This window comes from Streptococcus sp. NLN76 (genome assembly GCF_015686645.1).
In the GTDB taxonomy this organism is placed as follows: domain Bacteria; phylum Bacillota; class Bacilli; order Lactobacillales; family Streptococcaceae; genus Streptococcus.
Genome location: NZ_JADPMS010000001.1, coordinates 82569 through 104392 on the forward strand (window position 1 = coordinate 82569; position 21824 = coordinate 104392).

22 protein-coding genes are annotated in these 21824 nt (G+C 41.3%); 20 read left to right on the forward strand and 2 right to left on the reverse strand.

What is annotated here, in order from left to right:
• Positions 1 to 12: 12 nt before the first annotated feature.
• The 3 genes from I1A59_RS00395 (at position 13) to I1A59_RS00405 (ending at position 4474) form a co-directional block, all read left to right on the forward strand.
• Entirely contained in the window at positions 13 to 1380 is a 1368-nt protein-coding gene (locus I1A59_RS00395) for an FAD-dependent oxidoreductase (protein ID WP_196090852.1), read from the forward strand.
• Positions 1381 to 1744: 364 nt separating this feature from the next.
• Complete coding sequence (guaC, locus tag I1A59_RS00400) at positions 1745 to 2728, forward strand: GMP reductase (RefSeq protein ID WP_196090853.1); 984 nt, start codon at positions 1745 to 1747, stop codon at positions 2726 to 2728.
• 390 nt (positions 2729 to 3118) lie between these two features.
• Complete coding sequence (locus tag I1A59_RS00405; RefSeq protein WP_196090854.1) at positions 3119 to 4474, forward strand: MATE family efflux transporter; 1356 nt, start codon at positions 3119 to 3121, stop codon at positions 4472 to 4474.
• Positions 4475 to 4525: 51 nt separating this feature from the next.
• Here the strand turns inward: I1A59_RS00405 and I1A59_RS00410 are convergent, their stop codons facing one another.
• Complete coding sequence (locus I1A59_RS00410; protein ID WP_196090855.1) at positions 4526 to 4711, reverse strand: 4-oxalocrotonate tautomerase; 186 nt, start codon at positions 4709 to 4711, stop codon at positions 4526 to 4528.
• A 112-nt stretch (positions 4712 to 4823) separates the two neighbouring features.
• On the opposite strand from I1A59_RS00410, the gene I1A59_RS00415 reads away from it, so the two are divergent.
• The 16 genes from I1A59_RS00415 (at position 4824) to I1A59_RS00490 (ending at position 18893) form a co-directional block, all read left to right on the forward strand.
• Entirely contained in the window at positions 4824 to 5411 is a 588-nt protein-coding gene (locus I1A59_RS00415; RefSeq protein WP_196090873.1) for a thymidine kinase, read from the forward strand.
• 2 nt (positions 5412 to 5413) lie between these two features.
• A complete protein-coding gene (gene prfA, locus I1A59_RS00420; RefSeq protein WP_196090856.1) occupies positions 5414 to 6493 on the forward strand; it encodes a peptide chain release factor 1 in 1080 nt (359 codons plus the stop codon).
• On the forward strand, positions 6494 to 7339 hold the full coding sequence (prmC, locus tag I1A59_RS00425; protein ID WP_196090857.1) for a peptide chain release factor N(5)-glutamine methyltransferase: 846 nt from the start codon (positions 6494 to 6496) through the stop codon (positions 7337 to 7339).
• Entirely contained in the window at positions 7320 to 7919 is a 600-nt protein-coding gene (locus I1A59_RS00430; protein WP_196090858.1) for an L-threonylcarbamoyladenylate synthase, read from the forward strand. Before prmC ends, I1A59_RS00430 begins: the two co-directional genes overlap by 20 nt.
• On the forward strand, positions 7916 to 9172 hold the full coding sequence (glyA, locus tag I1A59_RS00435; protein ID WP_196090859.1) for a serine hydroxymethyltransferase: 1257 nt from the start codon (positions 7916 to 7918) through the stop codon (positions 9170 to 9172). The genes I1A59_RS00430 and glyA overlap by 4 nt, the downstream gene beginning before the upstream one ends.
• 1 nt (position 9173) lies before the next feature.
• Positions 9174 to 10145 carry a nucleoid-associated protein gene (locus I1A59_RS00440; RefSeq protein WP_196090860.1) on the forward strand — a complete coding sequence of 324 codons (972 nt, stop codon included), beginning with the start codon at positions 9174 to 9176 and terminating at the stop codon, positions 10143 to 10145.
• On the forward strand, positions 10145 to 10750 hold the full coding sequence (locus I1A59_RS00445; RefSeq protein WP_196090861.1) for a lysozyme family protein: 606 nt from the start codon (positions 10145 to 10147) through the stop codon (positions 10748 to 10750). Before I1A59_RS00440 ends, I1A59_RS00445 begins: the two co-directional genes overlap by 1 nt.
• Before the next feature lie 65 nt (positions 10751 to 10815).
• Positions 10816 to 11316 carry a dihydrofolate reductase gene (locus I1A59_RS00450; RefSeq protein ID WP_196090862.1) on the forward strand — a complete coding sequence of 167 codons (501 nt, stop codon included), beginning with the start codon at positions 10816 to 10818 and terminating at the stop codon, positions 11314 to 11316.
• Positions 11317 to 11319: 3 nt separating this feature from the next.
• Positions 11320 to 11490 (forward strand): hypothetical protein, encoded by a 171-nt coding sequence (locus tag I1A59_RS00455; RefSeq protein WP_196090863.1) that lies wholly within the window; start codon positions 11320 to 11322, stop codon positions 11488 to 11490.
• A 20-nt stretch (positions 11491 to 11510) separates the two neighbouring features.
• Positions 11511 to 12743, forward strand: coding sequence for an ATP-dependent Clp protease ATP-binding subunit ClpX (clpX, locus tag I1A59_RS00460; protein WP_196090864.1), 1233 nt, complete (start codon positions 11511 to 11513; stop codon positions 12741 to 12743).
• 423 nt (positions 12744 to 13166) lie between these two features.
• Complete coding sequence (yihA, locus tag I1A59_RS00465; protein WP_196090865.1) at positions 13167 to 13754, forward strand: ribosome biogenesis GTP-binding protein YihA/YsxC; 588 nt, start codon at positions 13167 to 13169, stop codon at positions 13752 to 13754.
• Positions 13755 to 14209: 455 nt separating this feature from the next.
• The gene (gene murB / locus I1A59_RS00470) at positions 14210 to 15115 is read left to right on the forward strand and encodes a UDP-N-acetylmuramate dehydrogenase (protein WP_196090866.1); all 906 of its coding nucleotides are present in this window, start codon (positions 14210 to 14212) and stop codon (positions 15113 to 15115) included.
• Positions 15112 to 16269 carry an ABC transporter ATP-binding protein gene (locus I1A59_RS00475; RefSeq protein WP_196090867.1) on the forward strand — a complete coding sequence of 386 codons (1158 nt, stop codon included), beginning with the start codon at positions 15112 to 15114 and terminating at the stop codon, positions 16267 to 16269. Before murB ends, I1A59_RS00475 begins: the two co-directional genes overlap by 4 nt.
• Positions 16250 to 17056, forward strand: coding sequence for an ABC transporter permease (locus tag I1A59_RS00480; protein ID WP_196090868.1), 807 nt, complete (start codon positions 16250 to 16252; stop codon positions 17054 to 17056). The genes I1A59_RS00475 and I1A59_RS00480 overlap by 20 nt, the downstream gene beginning before the upstream one ends.
• Entirely contained in the window at positions 17053 to 17826 is a 774-nt protein-coding gene (locus I1A59_RS00485) for an ABC transporter permease (RefSeq protein ID WP_196090869.1), read from the forward strand. The genes I1A59_RS00480 and I1A59_RS00485 overlap by 4 nt, the downstream gene beginning before the upstream one ends.
• Positions 17823 to 18893 (forward strand): ABC transporter substrate-binding protein, encoded by a 1071-nt coding sequence (locus I1A59_RS00490; protein ID WP_196090870.1) that lies wholly within the window; start codon positions 17823 to 17825, stop codon positions 18891 to 18893. Before I1A59_RS00485 ends, I1A59_RS00490 begins: the two co-directional genes overlap by 4 nt.
• Positions 18894 to 19055: 162 nt before the next feature.
• Here I1A59_RS00490 and I1A59_RS00495 read toward each other — a convergent pair whose 3' ends face one another.
• Positions 19056 to 20036: an L-lactate dehydrogenase gene (locus I1A59_RS00495; RefSeq protein ID WP_196090871.1), complete on the reverse strand. Its 981-nt coding sequence runs from the start codon at positions 20034 to 20036 to the stop codon at positions 19056 to 19058.
• Between the two features lie 238 nt (positions 20037 to 20274).
• Here I1A59_RS00495 and lctO point away from each other — a divergent pair, with 238 nt between their 5' ends.
• Entirely contained in the window at positions 20275 to 21411 is a 1137-nt protein-coding gene (gene lctO, locus I1A59_RS00500) for an L-lactate oxidase (protein WP_196090872.1), read from the forward strand.
• The last annotated feature ends 413 nt before the right edge of the window (positions 21412 to 21824 follow it).

Sequence of the window (21824 nt, forward strand, 5' to 3'; positions counted from 1 at the left end):
AGGACTCGAACTATGAGTAAAATTGTTGTCATTGGTGCTAACCACGCTGGTACAGCTTGTATTAACACAATGTTGGATAACTTCGGTGATGAGAACGAAGTAGTTGTTTTTGATCAAAACTCCAATATTTCCTTCCTCGGTTGTGGAATGGCACTTTGGATTGGAAAACAAATCGACGGTCCAGAAGGTCTTTTCTATTCTGATAAAGAAACTCTTGAAGCTAAAGGTGCTCGCATCTACATGGAATCTCCAGTTCTTTCTGTAGACTATGATAAGAAAGAAGTAACGGCCCTTGTTGATGACAAAGAGCACGTTGAATCATATGAGAAATTGATTTTTGCAACTGGTTCCCAACCAATTATTCCACCAATTAAAGGAGTAGAATTGGTCGAAGGAACTCGCGAGTTCAAAGCAACCCTTGAAAACCTTCAATTTGTAAAACTGTACCAAAACTCTGCAGAAGTAATTGAACGTCTTGAAAACAAAGATATTGAACGAGTTGCTGTCGTTGGTGCAGGTTATATCGGTGTTGAGTTGGCAGAAGCCTTCGAACGTGTTGGTAAAGAAGTTGTCTTGATTGATATTGCTGAAACTTCCTTGAATGGTTACTATGACCGCGAACTATCAGATATGATGAATAAGAACTTGGAAGATCATGGAATTCGTTTGGCTTATGGCCAAAAAGTTCAAGCAGTTGAAGGAGATGGCAAAGTTGAGCGCATCGTAACCGATAAAGAAACCTTCGATGTTGATATGGTTGTCTTGGCTGTTGGTTTCCGACCAAATACAGAACTTGGAGCAGGCAAAATCGAACTTTACCAAAACGGTGCCTTCCTTGTTGATAAGAAACAAGAAACAAGCATTCCGGGTGTGTACGCAATTGGTGACTGTGCAACCATCTATGACAACTCTCTTGGTAAACCAAGCTACATCGCCCTTGCTTCAAATGCAGTTCGCTCTGGTATCGTAGGTGCCTTTAACGCAACTGGTCATGAACTTGAAGGAATTGGTGTTCAAGGTTCAAACGGTATCTCTATCTACGATCTTAAGATGGTTTCAACTGGTTTGACTCTTGAAAAAGCTAAAGCAGCTGGTTTCGATGCTGTTGAAACAGGTTTCAACGATCTTCAAAAACCTGAATTCATTAAACACAACAACTATGAAGTGGCGATCAAGATTGTTTACGATCGTACAACTCGTCAAATTCTTGGTGCACAAATGGCTTCGAAAGAAGATATGTCTATGGGAATTCACATGTTCTCTTTGGCTATCCAAGAGCATGTAACCATTGATAAGTTGGCCTTGACGGATATCTTCTTCTTGCCACACTTTAACAAGCCATACAACTACATCACAATGGCTGCATTGACTGCCGAATAAAAGAGATATTGAAAAAGACTTGGGATTTTCTCAAGTCTTTTCAACTGTTTTAGAAATTTTCAAAAACGAACTTTCTGATGATGTGGATTCAATATCGTTGACAATTTTCGGACAATTCTGTATAATATTTCCGGAAAGGTCGGTTTTGATACTCAAAACAATTCGAAATATGAAACGAATTTTAATTCAGGAATTGGATTTAAATTTATAGATGATGAAGCAAGCATCGCTTGCCATCAATCCGATGAAGACAGGACTTAGGGTTCGGCGAAGAGGATTCACACATTCAGATTTTGAAATGTAATGAGTATGAATACCTGTCTATGCTTAGTATTGACAGGTAAATAATGTTAGAGGTGCCGTCATGTTAAACGAGTTTCCCATTTTTGATTATGAAGATATTCAATTAATTCCCAATAAGTGTATTATTTCAAGCCGTTCTCAAGCGGATACAGAGGTGACATTTGGGAAGCATACATTTAAGCTACCGGTTGTACCAGCCAATATGCAAACCATTGTAGACGAGGAACTGGCTGAGAAGCTAGCACGTGAGGGGTATTTTTACATCATGCATCGCTTTGATGAAGCAGCCCGTATTCCTTTTATTAAAAAAATGAAAGAGCAAGGTCTGATTTCCTCGATTTCTGTGGGGGTAAAAGACTATGAGTATGACTTTGTGAGTCAGCTCAAAGAAAATGTCCCAGACTATATCACCATTGACATTGCCCATGGGCATGCGGACAGTGTTATCAAAATGATTCAACATATCAAAAGAGAACTACCTGAGACTTTTGTCATTGCTGGAAATGTTGGGACACCAGAAGCTGTGCGTGAGTTGGAGAATGCAGGTGCAGATGCAACGAAAGTGGGAATTGGCCCTGGTAAGGTTTGTATCACAAAAGTCAAAACTGGATTTGGTACAGGTGGCTGGCAATTAGCAGCACTCCGGTGGTGTGCTAAAGCAGCTCGTAAACCGATTATTGCGGATGGTGGAATTCGTACCCACGGTGATATTGCTAAGTCTATTCGTTTTGGTGCCAGCATGGTGATGATTGGATCACTCTTTGCAGGCCATACCGAGAGTCCTGGTAAATTGATTGAGGAAAATGGACAAGCCTTCAAAGAGTACTATGGCTCTGCCTCTCAATTCCAAAAAGGGGATTATAAAAACGTTGAAGGGAAGAAAATCCTGTTACCAGCGAAAGGTTCCATTTTTTCAACCCTCAAAGAAATGCAGGAAGACCTTCAAAGTTCGATCTCTTATGCAGGTGGACGAGACCTCGAAAGTCTCCGAAAAGTAGATTATGTGATTGTAAAAAATTCCATCTGGAATGGAGATAGTTTGTAAGAAACATCCAGGTCTTGAATTGGCCTGGATTTTCCTTTATAGAGGTTAGCGTTTTTGGTATACTAGTGATGACCTTATACTCAAATACTCTTTTAATTTGTCCTTTATACTCTTTTAGTTTATCTTTTATTACTGTGTTAGCTCGTCTTGCCGTACTTCAGTACTGTCTGCGACTCGCTGCCTTGTACTAAAAGCAAACGAATAGACTTTAACAGTTGAAAATCTGACTGTCTGAATCCTTTTCACCAAACCTCGTGTTTTGTATGCCTTATTGATGGTAAGCTATCCTTGCTTTAGAACCGATCCATTTTAAGCCACTTCCTGGATTAAAATGTGTTTCAGATTTCAACTTCTTCCGAGTAGTCGAAAAATTTTGAATGGAGGTGAATCATGCATCAAACCTATTCTAACTCTGAAAAAGTGAAAGTCTTTTTTCAAATCTTTTTACCTATTTTGGTTTACCAAGTCGCGAATTTTTCAGCCTCCTTTATTGATACGATGATGACAGGGCAGTATGGCACCTTGGATTTGGCTGGGGTTGCGATGGCGACGAGTATTTGGCACCCGATGTTTACCTTAGTTACTGGGGTGCTGTCGGCTATTGTTCCCATTATCGGCTATCATCTAGGCCAAGGGCAAAAGGAGAAGGTTGCTAGAGATGTTTGGCAGTTTATTTATCTGTCCCTTTGTTTAGCGGCCTTTCTTTTTCTGATTATTGGATTTGGTGCCCCCCTTTTGTTAGAGAGTTTAGGCTTGCAAACAGAAGTTTTGCAGGTGGGAAAAGATTATCTGCACTTTATGCTTTTGGGGATTTTACCCCTCTTGCTTTTTAGTGTATTCCGCTCTTTTTTTGATGCCTTGGGACTAACAAAATTGTCCATGTATCTGATGTTGCTTCTCCTTCCTTTTAATGCCTTCTTTAACTATTTGTTAATTTATGGCGTTGGTCCCGTCCCTGAATTGGGAGGAGCAGGAGCAGGGTTGGGGACTTCTATGGCCTACTGGGCTTTACTATTAGTCATTCTAGGTGTCATGTATTGGCATCCTGAGATGAAAGGCTATCGTATTTTTAAACCACAAGGTCTGTATCTTCCAGGTTTTATCGAAGGTTGGAAACTTGGTTTGCCAATTGGTGGAGCTGTTTTTGCAGAGTCTGCTATTTTTGCTGCGGTTGGATTTTTTATGGCTCGCTTTTCTTCAGAAGTGATTGCCAGTCATCAGGCAGCTATGAATTTTTCGAATATGATGTATGCCTTTCCTTTGAGTGTTTCCATGTCTATGGCCATTATCATTTCTTATGAAAAAGGCGCAGAACGATCAGAAGATGTTCTAGCTTATAGTCGCATTGGTCGACTCATGGCGATCCTGTTCGCAGCAGCCACTCTGATTTTCCTATATGTTTTCCGGAATCAGGTAGCTGCGCTCTATGGGAAAGAACCTGAGTTTATCAGGCTGACCAGCCATTTCCTGATTTATGCCCTATTCTTCCAATTTGCTGATGCCTTGGTATCACCAATTCAGGGAATTTTGCGGGGCTATAAGGATACGACCTATCCTTTTGTTATTGGAATTATTAGCTATTGGATCATCGCCCTTCCTTTGGGTTACCTCTTAGATATTCTTGCTGGTTTCGGACCATATGGTTATTGGATTGGACTTAATATAGGCTTATGGGCTTGTGCACTCCTCTTACAATGGCGAATGGTGTCTGTTCAAAAACAGGATAAGCTGCTCTCTCAAGAGTAAGAAAAAAACGACAGTTTAATGCTGTCGTTTTTGTAATGGATTCGATCCTCATTAGGATTTGGTTTTCATTTGTCCTTGAGGATAATACGTTCCTTCAGGGAGGTCTCGAATAAAGACATGGATGGCTTCCTTTGGAGCCCCTGTGTGTTTCATAACAGATTCGGTTACCTCCGCAGCAAGGGCTTGTTTTTGCTCAAGAGAGCGTCCTTCAAAGAGTTCAATTTTTACAAATGGCATAACGATTCCTCCTCGTAATCTATTGTACCATATTGTAACATGGGAAAAGACTGTAAGTTTGGTCTGATTTCGTGTATAATAGGTGAGAAATAATTTTTTAGAAAGTTGAATGATGGCGCAGCTTTATTTTAAGTATGGGACAATGAATTCGGGGAAGACCATTGAAATTCTCAAAGTAGCCCATAATTATGAAGAACAGGGGAAGCGAGTTCTCATTATGACTTCAGCTGTAGATACACGAGATGGAGTTGGAATGGTCTCGAGTCGCATTGGGATGCGGCGGGAAGCCTTGGCGATTGACGATGATTTTGATGTTTTTGGATTTATTCAGGAGGAGCAAAAGCAAGAGGAGCTTTATTGTGTTCTTATTGATGAAGCTCAATTTTTAAAACGGCATCATGTTTTTGCCCTGGCCAGGGTAGTAGATGAATTAGACATTCCGGTTATGGCCTTTGGTTTGAAAAATGATTTCCGAAATGAGTTGTTTGAAGGATCTAAATACCTTTTACTTTTCGCAGACAAGATTGAAGAGATTAAAACGATCTGTCACTATTGTTCCAAAAAAGCAACAATGGTCCTTCGGATGCAGGATGGATCCCCCATGTATGACGGAGAACAAATTCAAATTGGTGGGAACGAAACCTATGTCTCGGTATGTAGAAAGCACTATTTTAATCCGGAATTAGAAGGAGTTAGCTAAGCATGAATATTTATGATCAATTGCAGGCGGTAGAGGATCGCTACGAGGAATTGGGGGAACTTTTAAGTGATCCGCAAGTTGTTAGTGACACCAAGCGTTTCATGGAACTTTCCCGTGAAGAAGCCTCGACACGCGAAACAGTTGCCGCTTATCGGGAATACAAGCGGATTTTGCAATCCATTACGGATGCTGAAGAAATGATTAAAGATGCAGCGGGTGATGCTGAATTGGAAGAAATGGCTAAAATGGAGCTTAAGGAATCCAAGCAGGCTAAGGAAGAATATGAAGAGAAGTTAAAAATCTTGTTGCTTCCAAAAGATCCGAATGATGATAAAAACATTATCTTGGAAATCCGTGGTGCGGCAGGTGGAGACGAAGCGGCACTTTTCGCAGGCGATCTCCTGACCATGTATCAGAAATACGCAGAGACTCAAGGATGGCGTTTTGAAGTTATGGAAACGTCCATGAATGGCGTCGGTGGTTTCAAAGAAGTTGTGGCTATGGTATCTGGCCAGTCTGTCTATTCCAAACTTAAATATGAATCTGGAGCCCATCGGGTTCAACGGGTTCCTGTGACGGAAAGTCAAGGACGAGTTCATACTTCGACGGCAACCGTGCTTGTGATGCCAGAGGTTGAAGAGGTCGAATACGATATTGATCCAAAAGATTTGCGGATTGATATTTACCATGCGTCTGGAGCCGGTGGTCAGAACGTCAACAAGGTTGCGACGGCTGTTCGGATTGTACACTTGCCAACCAATATTAAAGTGGAAATGCAAGAAGAGCGGACTCAGCAGAAAAACCGGGATAAAGCGATGAAAATTATTCGTGCCCGCGTTGCGGACCATTTTGCTCAAATTGCGCAAGATGAGCAGGATGCAGAGCGTAAGTCTACCATTGGTACAGGTGACCGTTCCGAACGGATTCGTACCTATAACTTCCCGCAGAATCGAGTGACAGACCATCGTATTGGTCTAACCCTCCAAAAACTAGACAGCATTTTATCTGGTAAATTGGATGAAGTGGTGGATGCCCTTGTTTTGTATGACCAAACTCAGAAGTTAGAGGCCTTAAACAATTAGATGAGATATAGCCAACGATTCCAAGAATTTCACGACCAACTTTCCCATGTTGGTGAGGAGCCAGAAGCCTTTGACCTTATGGTTCGGAAACTGTTTGACTTGACCTTTACGGATTTTGTTTTCTTTTTGCAAAAAGAAGAAGAAGCTGAGGTGCTTACCCAGTTGAGGTCTTATCATAAGCGCTTGATGGACCATGAACCGGTCCAGTATATACTTGGTTCAACGGACTTTTGTGGCTATGAATTTCTCGTAGATGAGCGGGTCCTAATCCCTAGACCTGAAACGGAAGAATTGGTTGACTTGATTTTAGATGAAAATCCGGATCACGGTCTAAATGTCATAGATATCGGAACGGGTAGTGGAGCCATCGCCTTATCCTTAGCAAAGAATCGACCATCATGGAATGTATGGGCAACGGATATTTCAAAGGAAGCCCTGGAAGTCACAAGGTTGAACCGGCAAAGACTCGAATTGGAAAAACAGGTAAACTTGGTAGAAAGCAATCTTTTGGAACAAGTGACAGGATCTTTTGATATCCTAGTTTCGAATCCTCCTTATATCGCTTGGGAAGATCAAGCTGAGGTTGGTCAAAATGTTCTTCACTCGGAACCACATTTAGCCCTTTTTGCGGATGAAGGTGGCTTAGCCCTATACAGAAAATTGGCTGTAGAATCAGGCGCTTATTTACAACCAAATGGAAAAATTTATCTGGAGATTGGCTATAAACAAGGGGAAGTTGTGCGACATCTCTTTCAAGAAGCTTTTCCCCAAGCGCGTGTACGAGTCCTCGCAGATCAATTTGGACAGGATCGGATGGTGGTAGTTGATGGAAATCTTAAAGGATGAGTTGGAAGCAGGACGAGCTGTCATTCTTCCAACCGAGACCGTTTATGGGCTTTTTGCAAAGGCTCTAAATCAAGAGGCTGTGGATTTGGTTTATGCTCTTAAGCAAAGACCAAGGGATAAAGCCATGAATCTCAATATTGCAACTATCGATCCAGTAAAACTCTATGCAAGGGAGATTCCCCCTTATTTTGAGGAATTGGCAAAACATTTTTGGCCTGGGCCACTGACTATCTTGCTCAAGGCTAGTGATGCTGTGCCATTTTGGATTAATTCGGGCTTACCAAGCGTCGGATTTCGGATGCCCGCACATCCCTTAACCCTAGAACTAATCCAAAAAGAAGGGCCTTTGATTGGCCCCTCTGCAAATCTGAGTGGTCAAGAGAGTGGTCAAGTGTTTGAGCAGATTCAAGAGGAGATCCCCGTTCCAGGTTATGCAGATGATCCGTTTCTGACAGGAGTGGATTCCACTATTCTTGATTTATCCCAAGATCAGGCCTGTATCTTACGGCAAGGTGTGATTACTAAGGAAGATTTGAAAGCAGTTGTTCCCCAGTTAGAATTTAAAGAGGTGGAAAAATGATTTTTGAAAATAATGATTACCGGAACTATGACCCAGAACTCTGGGCAGCTATGGATGCAGAAGCAAAGCGTCAAGAAGACAATATTGAATTGATTGCCTCTGAAAATGTTGTTTCGAAAGCTGTGATGGCCGCTCAAGGTTCCCTTTTAACAAATAAATATGCCGAGGGCTATCCAGGTCGCCGCTATTACGGTGGGACCGAAGCCGTGGATGTGGTTGAGAATTTAGCGATTGAACGGGCTAAAGAAATCTTTGGAGCCGGTTATGCCAATGTGCAACCTCATTCTGGTTCCCAAGCCAATGCCGCAGCTTACATGGCTTTAGTGCAGCCAGGAGATACCATTCTTGGAATGGATTTATCTGCTGGTGGCCATTTGACCCATGGTTCTCCGGTTAGCTTTTCAGGGAAAACCTACCATTTTGTTGCCTATAATGTGGATCCAGTAACAGAATTGCTTTCCTATGATGAGTTAGAAGCGTTGGCCAAAGAACACCAGCCAAAACTGATTGTAGCAGGAGCTTCAGCCTACTCACGGATTCTTGATTTTGAACGTCTGCGTCAAATTGCGGATGCAGTGGATGCCTATCTCATGGTGGACATGGCTCATATTGCAGGATTGGTAGCAGCTGGTCTCCATCCCAATCCTATTCCGTTTGCTCATGTTGTAACTTCTACAACTCATAAAACCCTTCGTGGTCCTCGTGGCGGTCTCATCTTGACCAATGATGAAGAGCTGGCTAAGAAAATCAATTCAGCCATATTCCCTGGGCTTCAAGGTGGACCTTTGGAGCATGTCATTGCGGCTAAGGCTGTTGCTTTTAAAGAAGTTCTAGATCCTGCTTTTAAAGAATACATGCAGCAAGTTTTGAAGAATACGCAAGCCATGGTGGAAGTCTTTCTTCAAGATGAGGATTTCCGTGTCATTTCAGGGGGATCTGATAATCACCTTTTCCTGGTAGATGTCACAAAAGTTGTGGAGAATGGAAAAGTTGCTCAGCAACTCTTGGATGATGTTCATATTACCTTGAATAAGAATTCCATTCCTTATGAGCAGTTATCCCCATTTAAAACATCCGGTATTCGAATTGGTACGCCAGCTATTACAGCTCGTGGATTCAAGGAAGAAGAAGCACGGAAAGTTGCCCACTTAATCCTTAAAACTCTTAAAGCAAACGGAAATCCAGAAGAATTAGAAGAAGTAAAAGCAGGGGTGGCTGAATTAACAAGCGCCTTCCCACTATACAAGGACTAGTATGGATATTTACATTAAAGAAGCGATTATTCATCAATTTTCTCCTCAAAGTTTAGACCTTCAATTTTCCCAAGAATCCCTAGAATTGTCTCCCCGTATTGATGAATATCTTAGGAAAAAAATTGAAAAAGTTTACTCAGATGATGCTAAAAAAGGTGCTTTCGAATCTGAAAACACCTTTTTCAGTCACATCCAAGATGATTTGAGGGAAAGCTCTATTGCCATTAGCCAGCTCTGGTTAGAAGCCTTTAAGGAGGCTGAAAATCAGAAAATGAATGACTTAGTGTTTGTCAATTTTGATAAAGAAGGACAAAATCACTTTGCCTTTTTGCGTCTAGTGCTTAGAGATTCTCTAACCGATCTGGGGCAAGAAGAGAATCGGATCCAGCTGACCCAAAACCACCTTCCGGGATTTGGAGCCAGTCCAGATGAGGGCTTAGTTGTCAATCGGGTGACTGGCCAGTACTTTTTGCTGGAAAAACGAATCAAAGCTCAGGGGAGTTTCCTTCACTATTTTTCAGAAAAATTATTAGAAGTTGAGTTGGCTCCATCACCTAAAAAATCCATTCAAACCATGGAAAAAGCTGCGCAAAAAATTGCGGAGAGTTTTCAGGCAGATGATTTTCAGTTCCAGTCAAAACTAAAGTCATCCCTGCATAAAAACTTGGAGGCCAAACAGGAATTACGGCCAGAAGACATTGCGAATGATTTATTTGAGGATAATTTAACCGCGCGTCTAACTTTTATTGACCAGATGAAGGAAGAAGTTCCGGAAGCCATTCAATTCCAAGAAATTGATAGCCAGCGACAACTTAAACGATTGGAAAACCAAAAGCTTTCCCTATCAAATGGAATTCAGTTAATTGTGCCCAATCCGGTTTATGAAGATGCTGAATCAGTAGAGTTTATCATGAATGAGGATGGAACCTATTCGATTCTTATCAAAAATGTGGATGCGATTGAGAGTCTCTAATGATCAAACGAATATTTAGTTTCCTATTGATTTTGCTTGTATTTTTGGGAATGTGGAAAGGCTGGCAAACGGCACAGACGGTTGCCCATGTACGTTCTTACCAGCCGCTAGTTGAAGAGGCTTTGAGGAAAGAAAATTCGACCTTGGATTCTGATCTGGTTCTTGCCGTTATTTACACTGAAACCAAGGGGCAGGGGCAAGATGTTATGCAGGCCAGTGAGAGCCTGACTGGCCAGGTTGACTCACTGGCAACCCCCCAAGAAAGTATTGAACATGGGGTAAAAACTCTAAATAGCTATTACCTACATGGTCAAGAATTGGGAGTTGATGAGTGGACCTCTGTGCAGGCTTATAATTTTGGGAAAGCCTATATCGATTATGTGGCTAAGAATGGACAGAAAACGAGTCTCGAATTAGCCCAGACTTACTCACGGGATGTAGTTGCTCCTAGTCTTGGAAATATGAGTGGCGAGACCTACGCTTACTGGACCCCAATTTCCATCTTTCATGGACATGAACTCTACCGAAATGGTGGAAATTACTTTTATGCCAATCAAGTTCGTTTGAATCTGGATTTGATTCGCTTTTTTGAGCGCTTTAGCTAGCTTGATTTCCCCATTTTTAGCTAGCTTTTGATAAAATAAAAACAGGAGAGTAAGGGAGTGGAACTGTGACCAGAAGAATAAAGGCAATTTGGGCTCAAGACCAGAAGGGACTGATTGGGCAGGATGGACATCTCCCCTGGCGAATTCCAGAAGAATTGGCTCATTTTAAAGCGACTACAATGGGTCAAGCTATGCTCATGGGGCGTGTCACCTTTGAAGGTATGGGCAAGCGCGTGTTACCAGGACGGAAAAGTCTCATTTTGACGAGAGATCCGAATTATCAGGTGGATCATCCGGATGTTCTGGTCCTTCAATCTGTGGAAGAGGTTTTGAACTGGTACCAGCATCAAGAGCTAGAGCTCTATGTCATCGGTGGCCGTGAGATTTTCTGTGCCTTTGAAGAGTATCTGGATGAGCTGATTTGTTCTGAAATTCAGGGGGTCTTTGAAGGAGATGTTTATTTTCCTGCAGAATTTCCTTGGAAGTCCTTTGAGCTGTTTGAGCAGATTGAGCAGGAAACGGCTACTTTTCCCTTCACCATCTATAAATACAGGAGGATCACATAAAGGATGGAACGCAATCTATTCGGCCTTTTTACGGCCTTGCTTGGAGTTATTTGTGTTTTGTGTGCCTTGCAATCTTTTCAAAAGCGGCGCTATGGCTTAACTGCATTTTTTATGTTGAATGCCTTCACCAATTTAGTGAACACGATTCACGCCATTTATAATACCTTATTTTAATCTAGGAGTTAGATTTACATATGTCGAAATCGAGATCAAATGAAGTCATGATTTATTGTTCGTTTTGTGGTAAGAATCAAGATGAAGTTAAGAAAATCATTGCTGGAAATAATGCATTCATCTGTAATGAATGTGTCGAATTAGCTCAGGAAATTATTCGAGAAGAGTTAGCCGAGGAAGTGTTGGCCGACCTTTCTGAAGTGCCAAAACCACAAGAGCTGTTAGCTATTTTGAACCATTATGTTATCGGACAAGATCGGGCCAAGCGCGCTCTAGCAGTTGCTGTTTATAACCATTACAAACGGATCAATTTCCACGATAATCGGGATGATGAGACGGATGTTGAGTTGCAAAAATCCAATATCCTCATGATTGGTCCAACAGGATCCGGAAAGACTTTCCTGGCTCAAACTTTGGCAAAAAGCTTGAATGTTCCTTTTGCCATCGCTGATGCGACTGCCTTGACTGAAGCTGGATATGTCGGAGAAGACGTCGAAAACATTCTGCTAAAATTACTCCAAGCAGCTGATTTCAATATTGAACGCGCTGAGCGGGGAATCATTTATGTGGATGAGATTGATAAAATTGCTAAAAAGAGCGAGAATGTCTCTATTACCCGTGATGTATCCGGAGAAGGCGTTCAACAAGCCCTTCTCAAAATTATTGAGGGAACTGTTGCAAGTGTACCACCTCAAGGTGGACGCAAACACCCACAACAGGAAATGATTCAAGTGGATACCAAGAATATTCTCTTTATCGTTGGAGGTGCCTTTGACGGTATTGAAGAGATTGTTAAACAACGTCTAGGAGAAAAGATTATTGGCTTTGGTCACAACAACAAGGCAATTGATGAAAATGGTTCTTATATGCAAGAAATCGTTTCAGAGGATATCCAAAAATTCGGTATTATTCCAGAATTGATTGGACGTTTGCCTGTCTTTGCGGCTTTAGAGCCACTTGAGGTGCAAGATTTGGTCCGTATTCTTAAGGAGCCAAGAAATGCCTTGGTTAAACAGTACCAGACACTTCTCTCGTATGATGATGTTGACTTGGAATTTGAAGATGGAGCCTTGGAAGAAATTGCCCGCTTAGCCATTGACCGTAAGACAGGAGCTCGTGGACTTCGCTCTATCATTGAAGAAACCATGATGGATGTTATGTTTGAAGTTCCAAGTGAAGAGAATGTCAAGACGGTACGGATTACCAAAGAAGCTGTTCTTGGCTTGGAAAAACCAATTCTGGAAACAGCTTAACAAAGGAAGCAGGGAGGGGAGAGTGGGACAGAACAGTTTTCTACAAAAACTGTTCGATACAAGTCTTTATTTCAAGTTGTAAGCTGAAACGGTTTCCCCCAAAAACCGTCTCACTCCCACCTTCGCACTGTTGATTAGGTTGTTTTCAGAGATCAAAGAGTCAGAAATTGACTCTTTGAGTTTCTGGATAGGAGAACATGAAATGTTCTCTCAATAAAGAGATCGAAAACACCAATCAACCACTGGGTCAAAATATTTTTATAGTCTTTTAGTTTACTTTTAGTACAAGGCAGCGAGTCGTAGACAGTACTGAAGTACGGCAAGACGAGCTAACACAGTAATGAAAGATAAACTAAAAGAGTATACTAACTAAAATAGGAAGGTTGAGACTTTGGTCGCAACCTCTTTTTTAAGGAGAAGTTAATGGAACTAAATACCCACAATGCGGAACTTTTATTGAGTGCCACCAATAAAAGTCACTATCCTCAGGATGACATCCCTGAAATTGCTATGGCTGGTCGCTCCAATGTTGGAAAATCCAGTTTTATTAATAGGATACTCAATCGTAAAAATCTAGCTCGAACCTCTAGCAAACCTGGAAAAACTCAGTTATTAAATTTCTTCAATATCGACGATCAGTTGCGTTTTGTAGATGTCCCTGGTTATGGATATGCCAAGGTTTCGAAGAAGGAGCGGGAAAAATGGGGAAAAATGATTGAAGAGTACCTAACAAGTCGCGATAATCTTCGAGCCGTTGTAAGCCTTGTTGATTTTAGGCACGCTCCTTCACAAGATGATGTCCAAATGTATGATTTCCTTAAGTATTATGAAATTCCGGTTATTTTAGTGGCTACCAAGGTTGACAAAATTCCTAAAAGCCGCTGGAATAAACATGAAAAGATGATTAAAGATAAACTAGACTTTGATTCAAATGATGATTTTGTTCTTTTTTCATCTGAAACAAAGTATGGCATTGATCAGGCCTGGGATGCCATTCTAGCAAAAATTTAGAATCATTTGTGATCAGGTGGGGTACAGTGCCCTACCTTTTTATACGCTTTGAAAATCAAATTTAACCGTTGTCAGGTCAGACAGTCTAGTAGACTGTCTGAGATTCTAGTTGAAAAAACGAAGTTTTTGCCAACTTTGCCGTACTTATTTGAAATTTTCTTCGAAAGTTTTATAGTCTTTTAGTTTACTTTTAGTACAAGGCAGCGAGTCGTAGACAGTACTGAAGTATGGCAAGGCGAGCTAACACAGTAATAAAAGATAAACTAAAAGAGTATATCTTTAAGCTCAAAACCTCCCCCAGAGAATTCGAGCTGTCTGCGGCTCACTTCCTAGATTAATTTTTTATTTTCATTGAGTATTAGATGTCTTGAAATTACTGGTCTATTTGTCAATGGGGTCAATTTTTAGACGAAAAGATGGTATAATGAAAGGTGACTAAAACAAAGGATGAGAAGATGATAAGTAGAGAGATGATTCAACGAGAACTTGAGGGAGTCGATATTCGCTTTGATTATCCCTTAAAGGAATTTACCTATACAAAAGTAGGTGGACCTGTCGATTATCTGGTGTTTCCGCGTAATAAGTATGAATTGTTGCGGATTGTGAAATTAGCTAATCGAGAAGAGATACCTTGGATGGTGTTAGGGAACTCTAGTAACATCATTATTCGCGATGGTGGAGTTCGTGGTTTTGTGATTATGTTTAACCATCTGAATCATATTACAGTGGATGGATACATGATTGAAGCGGAGGCTGGAGCCAATCTGATACAGACAACGCATGTTGCCCTGCACCATAGCCTGTCAGGTTTTGAATTTGCTTGTGGGATTCCAGGAAGCGTTGGTGGAGCGGTTTTCATGAATGCGGGAGCCTATGGCGGTGAAATTGGTCATGTTTTAGAGTCTTGTACGATTTTGACCAAAGAAGGAGAGCTAAAAACATTAGAAAATCGGGATATGCGCTTTGGGTACCGCCATTCAGCAATTCAAGGGACTGGAGATATTGTGATATCAGCTAAGTTTTCTCTGAAGCCTGGGGACCATCAGTTGATTGAACAGGAAATGAAGCGGTTGACACATTTAAGGGAATTGAAACAACCCTTGGAATACCCAAGTTGTGGTTCTGTTTTTAAACGCCCTCCTGGATATTTTGCTGGTCAATTAATCTCAGAGGCTAATTTGAAGGGACATCGAATCGGTGGTGTGGAAGTATCGACCAAGCATTCTGGGTTTATGGTGAATCGGTATGATGGGACGGCTGCGGATTATGAGCAACTGATCCAGGATGTTATTGAACGGGTAGAAAAGCATGCAGGTGTACGTTTAGAGCCTGAAGTTAGAATTATTGGAGACTACGAGTGAAACAACCAATTATTGAATTTCGGCATGTATCCAAAGTCTATGAGGATACTGGAACCCAGGTCTTAAAAGACATTAATTTTGAACTGGAAGAGGGGAAATTTTACACTCTTCTTGGAGCATCTGGTTCTGGAAAATCAACGATTTTGAATATGATTGCCGGACTCTTAGATCCCTCATCAGGAGACATTTTTTTGGATGGCCATCGTTTGAATGATGTTCCCATTAACCAGCGGGACGTTCATACGGTATTTCAGTCTTACGCCTTATTCCCACATATGAATGTGTTTGACAATGTGGCTTTTCCTCTTAAAGTTCGCAAGGTGGGTAAGGAAGAAATCGCTACACGTGTTAGCCAGGTTTTAAAAATGGTGCAGTTGTCTGGCTATGAAAAACGGTCAATTCGAAAATTGTCCGGTGGACAGCGACAGCGGGTAGCTATTGCACGCGCCATTATCAATCAACCTCGAGTTGTTTTGTTGGACGAACCTCTATCGGCCCTTGATTTAAAACTGAGAACTGACATGCAGTACGAGCTGCGTGAATTGCAACAGCGTTTGGGGATTACCTTTGTGTTTGTAACCCATGATCAGGAAGAAGCTTTGGCCATGAGTGACTGGATTTTTGTGATGAATGAAGGTGAGATTGTTCAGTCTGGGACACCCGTAGATATCTATGATGAGCCTATCAACCATTTTGTTGCTAGTTTTATTGGCGAATCCAATATTCTTCCAGGTACGATGATTGAAGATTACCTGGTTGAGTTTAATGGACAACGATTTGAAGCGGTTGATGGAGGAATGCGTCCTCGTGAATCCGTTGAAGTTGTTATCCGACCTGAAGATTTGCGAATTACCTTACCAGAAGAAGGAAAATTACAGGTTACAGTAGATACTCAATTGTTCCGGGGAGTTCATTATGAAATTATTGCCTATGATGAGCTTGGGAATGAGTGGATGATTCATTCAACTCGAAAAGCCATCGTAGGGGAAGTAATCGGATTGGATTTTGAACCCGAAGATATTCATATCATGCGTTTAAATGAAACTGAGGAAGAGTTTGATGCCCGTATTGAAGAGTACGTTGATATGGATGAACAAGAGGCTGGTCTAATCCAAGCGATTGAGGAGGAGCGAGATGAAGACAAGAATCACTAATCTCTTTTCCATCCCCTATATTCTGTGGATTTTGCTCTTTGTATTAGCTCCCTTAGCCTTGATTGTCTTTCAATCTTTCTTTACAATAGATGGTTCCTTTTCACTGGATAATTTCAGAACGTTTTTTCAAGCTGATAATGCTACCTATCTGAGGATGGGTTTTAACTCCATTTTGTATGCGAGTTTGATTACCTTATTAACGCTAGCCATCAGCTATCCCATGGCTTATTTTTTAACCCAGCTTAAGCACAAGGAGCTTTGGTTATTACTGATTATTCTTCCAACTTGGATCAATCTTCTCTTAAAAGCCTATGCTTTTCTAGGGATTTTTAGCCAAGATGGTGCGGTTAATCAATTTTTAACCTTTGTAGGGATTGGTCCGCAGCAGTTGCTCTTTACGGATTTTTCTTTTTTGATGGTCAGTTCCTACATCGAATTGCCTTTTATGATTTTACCGATTTTTCATGCTTTGGATGAATTGGATAAGGCTGTTATCACTGCCTCCTATGACCTTGGTGGCAGTCGCTGGCAAACCTTTTGGTGGGTGATTTTCCCCATGTCTATGAAGGGCGTTCGTTCGGGCGTTCAAGCGGTCTTTATTCCTAGCCTTAGCCTCTTTATGCTGACTCGTTTGATTGGAGGAAACCGTGTTATTACCCTAGGGACTGCCATTGAGCAACATTTCCTCATCACTGAAAACTGGGGGATGGGATCGACCATCGGAGTTGTTCTGATTTTGGCTATGTTACTGACGATGTGGTTGACGAGAGAGAGGACAGACGCATGAAAAAATTAGCAAATCTCTATCTATTTCTTGTATTTGCCCTCCTCTATCTTCCTATTTTCTATCTCATTCTATATGCTTTCAATAAGGGTGGAGATATGAATGCCTTTACTGGGTTCACTTGGGAGCATTTTCGAACTTTGTTCTCTGATCAACGCTTGATCCTCATTTTAGCTCAGACCTTTTTCTTAGCCTTTTTGTCATCTAGTATTGCGACGACAATCGGTACTTTTGGGGCGATCCTTCTGCATCGAATGAAAAAGCCATTACAAGGTAGCCTCCTTGGATTTAACAATATCTTAATGGTGGCTCCGGATGTAATGACAGGTGCTAGTTTCTTGATTTTGTTTACGTTGATTGGATTTCAACTGGGGTTTATCTCTGTTCTCCTTAGTCACATAGCCTTTTCCATTCCCATTGTTGTTTTGATGGTTTTGCCACGCTTGCAAGAAATGAATGATGATATGATTAACGCTGCTTATGATTTGGGGGCATCGGAAGGACAAGTATTACGGGAAATTCTTTTTCCCTATCTAACTCCAGCTATTATTGCAGCTTATTTCATGGCCTTCACTTATTCTTTAGATGACTTTGCGGTCACCTTTTTTGTCACAGGAAATGGCTTTACGACATTGGCTGTTGAAATCTATTCTCGAGCTAGACGAGGTGTTTCCCTAGAGATTAACGCTCTATCCACTTTGGTCTTTCTTTTCAGTATCTTACTGGTCATTGGTTTTTATTTTATTTCTAGGCAAAAGGAGGAGGGGCAATGAAGCAGCTAATCAGCTTTTTAGCAGGAATCGGCTTAATTCTTCTAACCCTAGGAATGATGATTCTGCAACTTCAACCCAAAGATAGCCAAGATCAAAAACGGCCTTTGGTGATTTACAATTGGGGCGATTACATTGACCCAGAGCTCATTGAGCAATTCACAGCAGAAACGGGAATCCGTGTTCAGTATGAGACCTTTGATTCCAACGAAGCTATGTATACCAAGGTCAAACAAGGAGGAACAACCTATGATATCGCCATTCCAAGTGAGTACATGATTCAGAAAATGACTCAGGAAGGATTACTGGAGAAATTAGATCACAGTAAGATTAAGGGACTTGAACACATTGACCCATCTTTCCTGGATCAGAGCTTTGACCCTCAAAATACTTATTCTATTCCATATTTTTGGGGAACTCTTGGTATTGTTTACAATGATCAACTGATTAAGGATGCGCCTCAGCATTGGACTGATTTATGGAAACATGAGTACAGGAATCAAATTATGTTAATTGATGGTGCGCGTGAGGTTATGGGCTTAAGTCTCAATTCTCTTGGATTTTCGATTAATAGTCAAAAAATGTCTGAGTTGGAGCAGGCGACAGAACATCTCTATCGCTTAACACCAAATATTAAGGCTATTGTGGCAGATGAGATGAAAACGTATATGATTCAGAACAATGCGGGCCTAGGAGTAACTTTTTCTGGGGAGGCTCGTCAAATGTTAGATGCAAACGAGCATCTCCATTACGTTGTCCCACCTGAGGGATCGAATCTCTGGTTTGATAATATCGTCATTCCGCATACTGTCAAGAACCGTGAGGCTGCTTACGCATTTATCAACTTTATGCTACGGCCAGATGTAGCCCTTCAAAATGCCGAATATATCGGCTATTCAACCCCTAACCTAACGGCACAGGCTGAGTTACCTGATGAACTGCGATTAGACCAATCCTTTTATCCATCAGAAGAAGCCAAACAAAATCTTGAGGTCTATCAAAACCTAGGACCTAAATGGTTGGGAATCTACAATGATCTCTTTCTACAATTTAAAATGTATCCAAAATGAGTTTTGAAACTCTCATCATGTTAGGGATTCTTGACTGGATTTTTAATAGACAAGCTGAAACGCCTCAAGAAGACGGATTGTGTTCTTCTTCTTGAGGCGTTTTCGAATAGAAAGGTAAGAGATGTCAAAAAACGACCATACTAGGTATGATCGTTCTGATGATTAGTTACGAACTGCTGACGCAAATTCTTCTTTAGCAAATGCTTCATCAATGATAGCTTTCAATTGTTTAGCAGATGCTTGCATTTGTTGCAATTCACGGTCGTTCAATGGGATGTTGACTGGACGAACAATACCATGTGCACCAACGATAGCAGGTTGACCGATGAAGACGTCATCAATTCCATATTGACCATCTTGGTAAGTTGAAAGTGGAAGTACTGCATTTTCATCATCCAAGATAGCCTTAGTAATACGAGCTAGGGCAACCGCGATACCGTAGAAGGTAGCACCTTTTTTCTCGATGATTGAGTAAGCTGCATCACGAACAGATACAAAGAGATCAACAAGACCTTGCTCATCGATGTCACGGTTATCTTGCAACCATTGTTCCAATTTCACACCGGCAACGTTAGCGTGTGACCAAACAGCAAACTCAGAATCTCCGTGCTCACCCATGATGTAGGCATGGACAGAACGAGCATCGATACCGATTTTTTCAGCTAGTGCTTGACGGAAACGAGCAGAGTCCAAAGAAGTACCTGAACCGATTACGCGCTCTTTAGGGAAACCTGAGAATTTCCAAGTTGAATAAGTAAGGATATCTACTGGGTTAGCAGCAACCAAGAAAATACCGTTAAATCCTGAGTCAACGATTTGAGTAACAACTTCTTTGTTGATACGCAAGTTTTTCTCAACCAAGTCCAAACGAGTTTCACCTGGTTTTTGTGGAGCACCAGCAGTCAAAACAACAAGGTCAGCATCGTGTGCATCTGCATAATCAGCGGCGTAGATTTTTTTAGGTGAAGTGAAGGCCAAAGCGTGGCTCAAGTCTTCTGCATCCCCTTGAGTTTTTTCTTTAAAGATATCTACAATACCCAATTCTTGTGCAATTCCTTGTGTTACAAGTGCGAATGCGTATGAAGAACCTACGGCTCCGTCACCAACAAGGATAACCTTTTTGTGTTGTTTAGTAGCAGTCATGATCTAAACATCTCCTTTTCTTTTTAAAGAGAGTTGCCTCTCTCACAATGTTCATTCTACCACCTAAAATGCTTTTTGTCGATAGGGTGACAAAATGTAAACGCTTTAGACTATAATTTTTTGTGAAATTTGAGCATATAAATTGGAAGCGGATTCAGTTGGTGGTATAATACTATTGGTTAGCCAAGTTGGAATGGTTAACAGGATAAATACTCATTCAAACCAAGGAGGATTTGCTATGGTTTTCAAAACTAGTAATGCAGAAGGACCTGTTGATTTTATTAATACCTATGACTTAGAGCCAATGGCTCAAAAGGTTATTCCGAAAGCAGCTTTTGGCTATATTGCCAGTGGTGCTGAGGATACCTTTACTTTAAGGGAAAACATCCGTGCATTCAACCATAAACTAATTGTTCCACAAACTTTGATGAACGTTGAGAATCCTTCAACTGAAGTGGAAATCTATGGAGATAAGCTGACTTCTCCAATTATCATGGCGCCTGTTGCAGCTCATAAATTGGCTAACGAGCAAGGTGAAGTTGCAACCGCTAAAGGTGTGCATGAATTTGGTTCTCTCTTTACAACCAGTTCTTACTCAACAACAGACTTGCCAGAAATTACACAAGCCTTGAATGGTAGTCCTCACTGGTTCCAATTCTACTTTAGCAAAGATGATGGCATTAACCGTCACATCATGGATCGAGTGAAAGCCGAAGGGTATAAAGCCATTGTCTTGACGGCCGATGCGACTGTTGGTGGAAACCGTGAAGTAGACAAGCGAAATGGTTTTGTTTTCCCAGTGGGCATGCCAATCGTTGAGGAGTATTTACCAGATGGAGCTGGTAAAACAATGGATTTTGTTTATGAGTCTGCTAAACAAAAACTATCTCCAAGAGATGTAGAGTTTATTGCGGAATATTCAGGCCTACCTGTTTATGTAAAAGGCCCACAATGTAAAGAGGATGTAGAACGTTCTCTAGGTGCAGGTGCATCTGGTATTTGGGTAACCAACCACGGTGGTCGACAAATTGACGGTGGTCCAGCTTCCTTTGATTCTCTACAAGAAGTGGCAGAAGCAGTTGATAAACGTGTGCCAATTGTCTTCGACTCTGGTGTGCGTCGTGGTCAACACGTGTTTAAAGCTTTAGCTTCAGGTGCTGATCTAGTAGCAATTGGTCGTCCAGTTATCTATGGACTTAGTCTAGGAGGAAGCGTTGGGGTTCGTCAAGTCTTTGAGCATATCAATAACGAATTAAAAACAGTTATGCAGTTAGCAGGTGCTCAAACTATTGAAGATGTGAAAAACACAAAACTTCGCCACAATCCATACAACCCAAGTTTCCCAGTGGATTCCCGTGATTTGAAATTGTATTAACATTTAGTTCGTAGTTCCACCTCCGCACAGTTGATTAGGTTACTTTCGGAGGTCAAAGAGTCAGGAATTGACTCTTTGAGTATCTGGATAAGAGAACATGAAATGTTCTCTCAATAAAAGCGAACAATTGTAATTTGCTTCGCAAATCCTATCTGCTACCTCAAACAGCCTTTTAGCTGTTTGACCAATCAACCACTGCGTCCTAGTGATTTTACTAACTAAAACTCCAAGCAGGCTTCGCCTGCTAACTCATGACGGAAAATTAGTTTAGGTATATAATAAAGATGAGCAATACAAATCCGTAAGTTTATTAGGGCTTTGCCGAGCCTGTAACTAAAACTGGATGAATAAGAGTCATGAGATAACTCGAATACGCCTTGAGCGTGAAAATAAAATTACAAAACAGCCTCTTA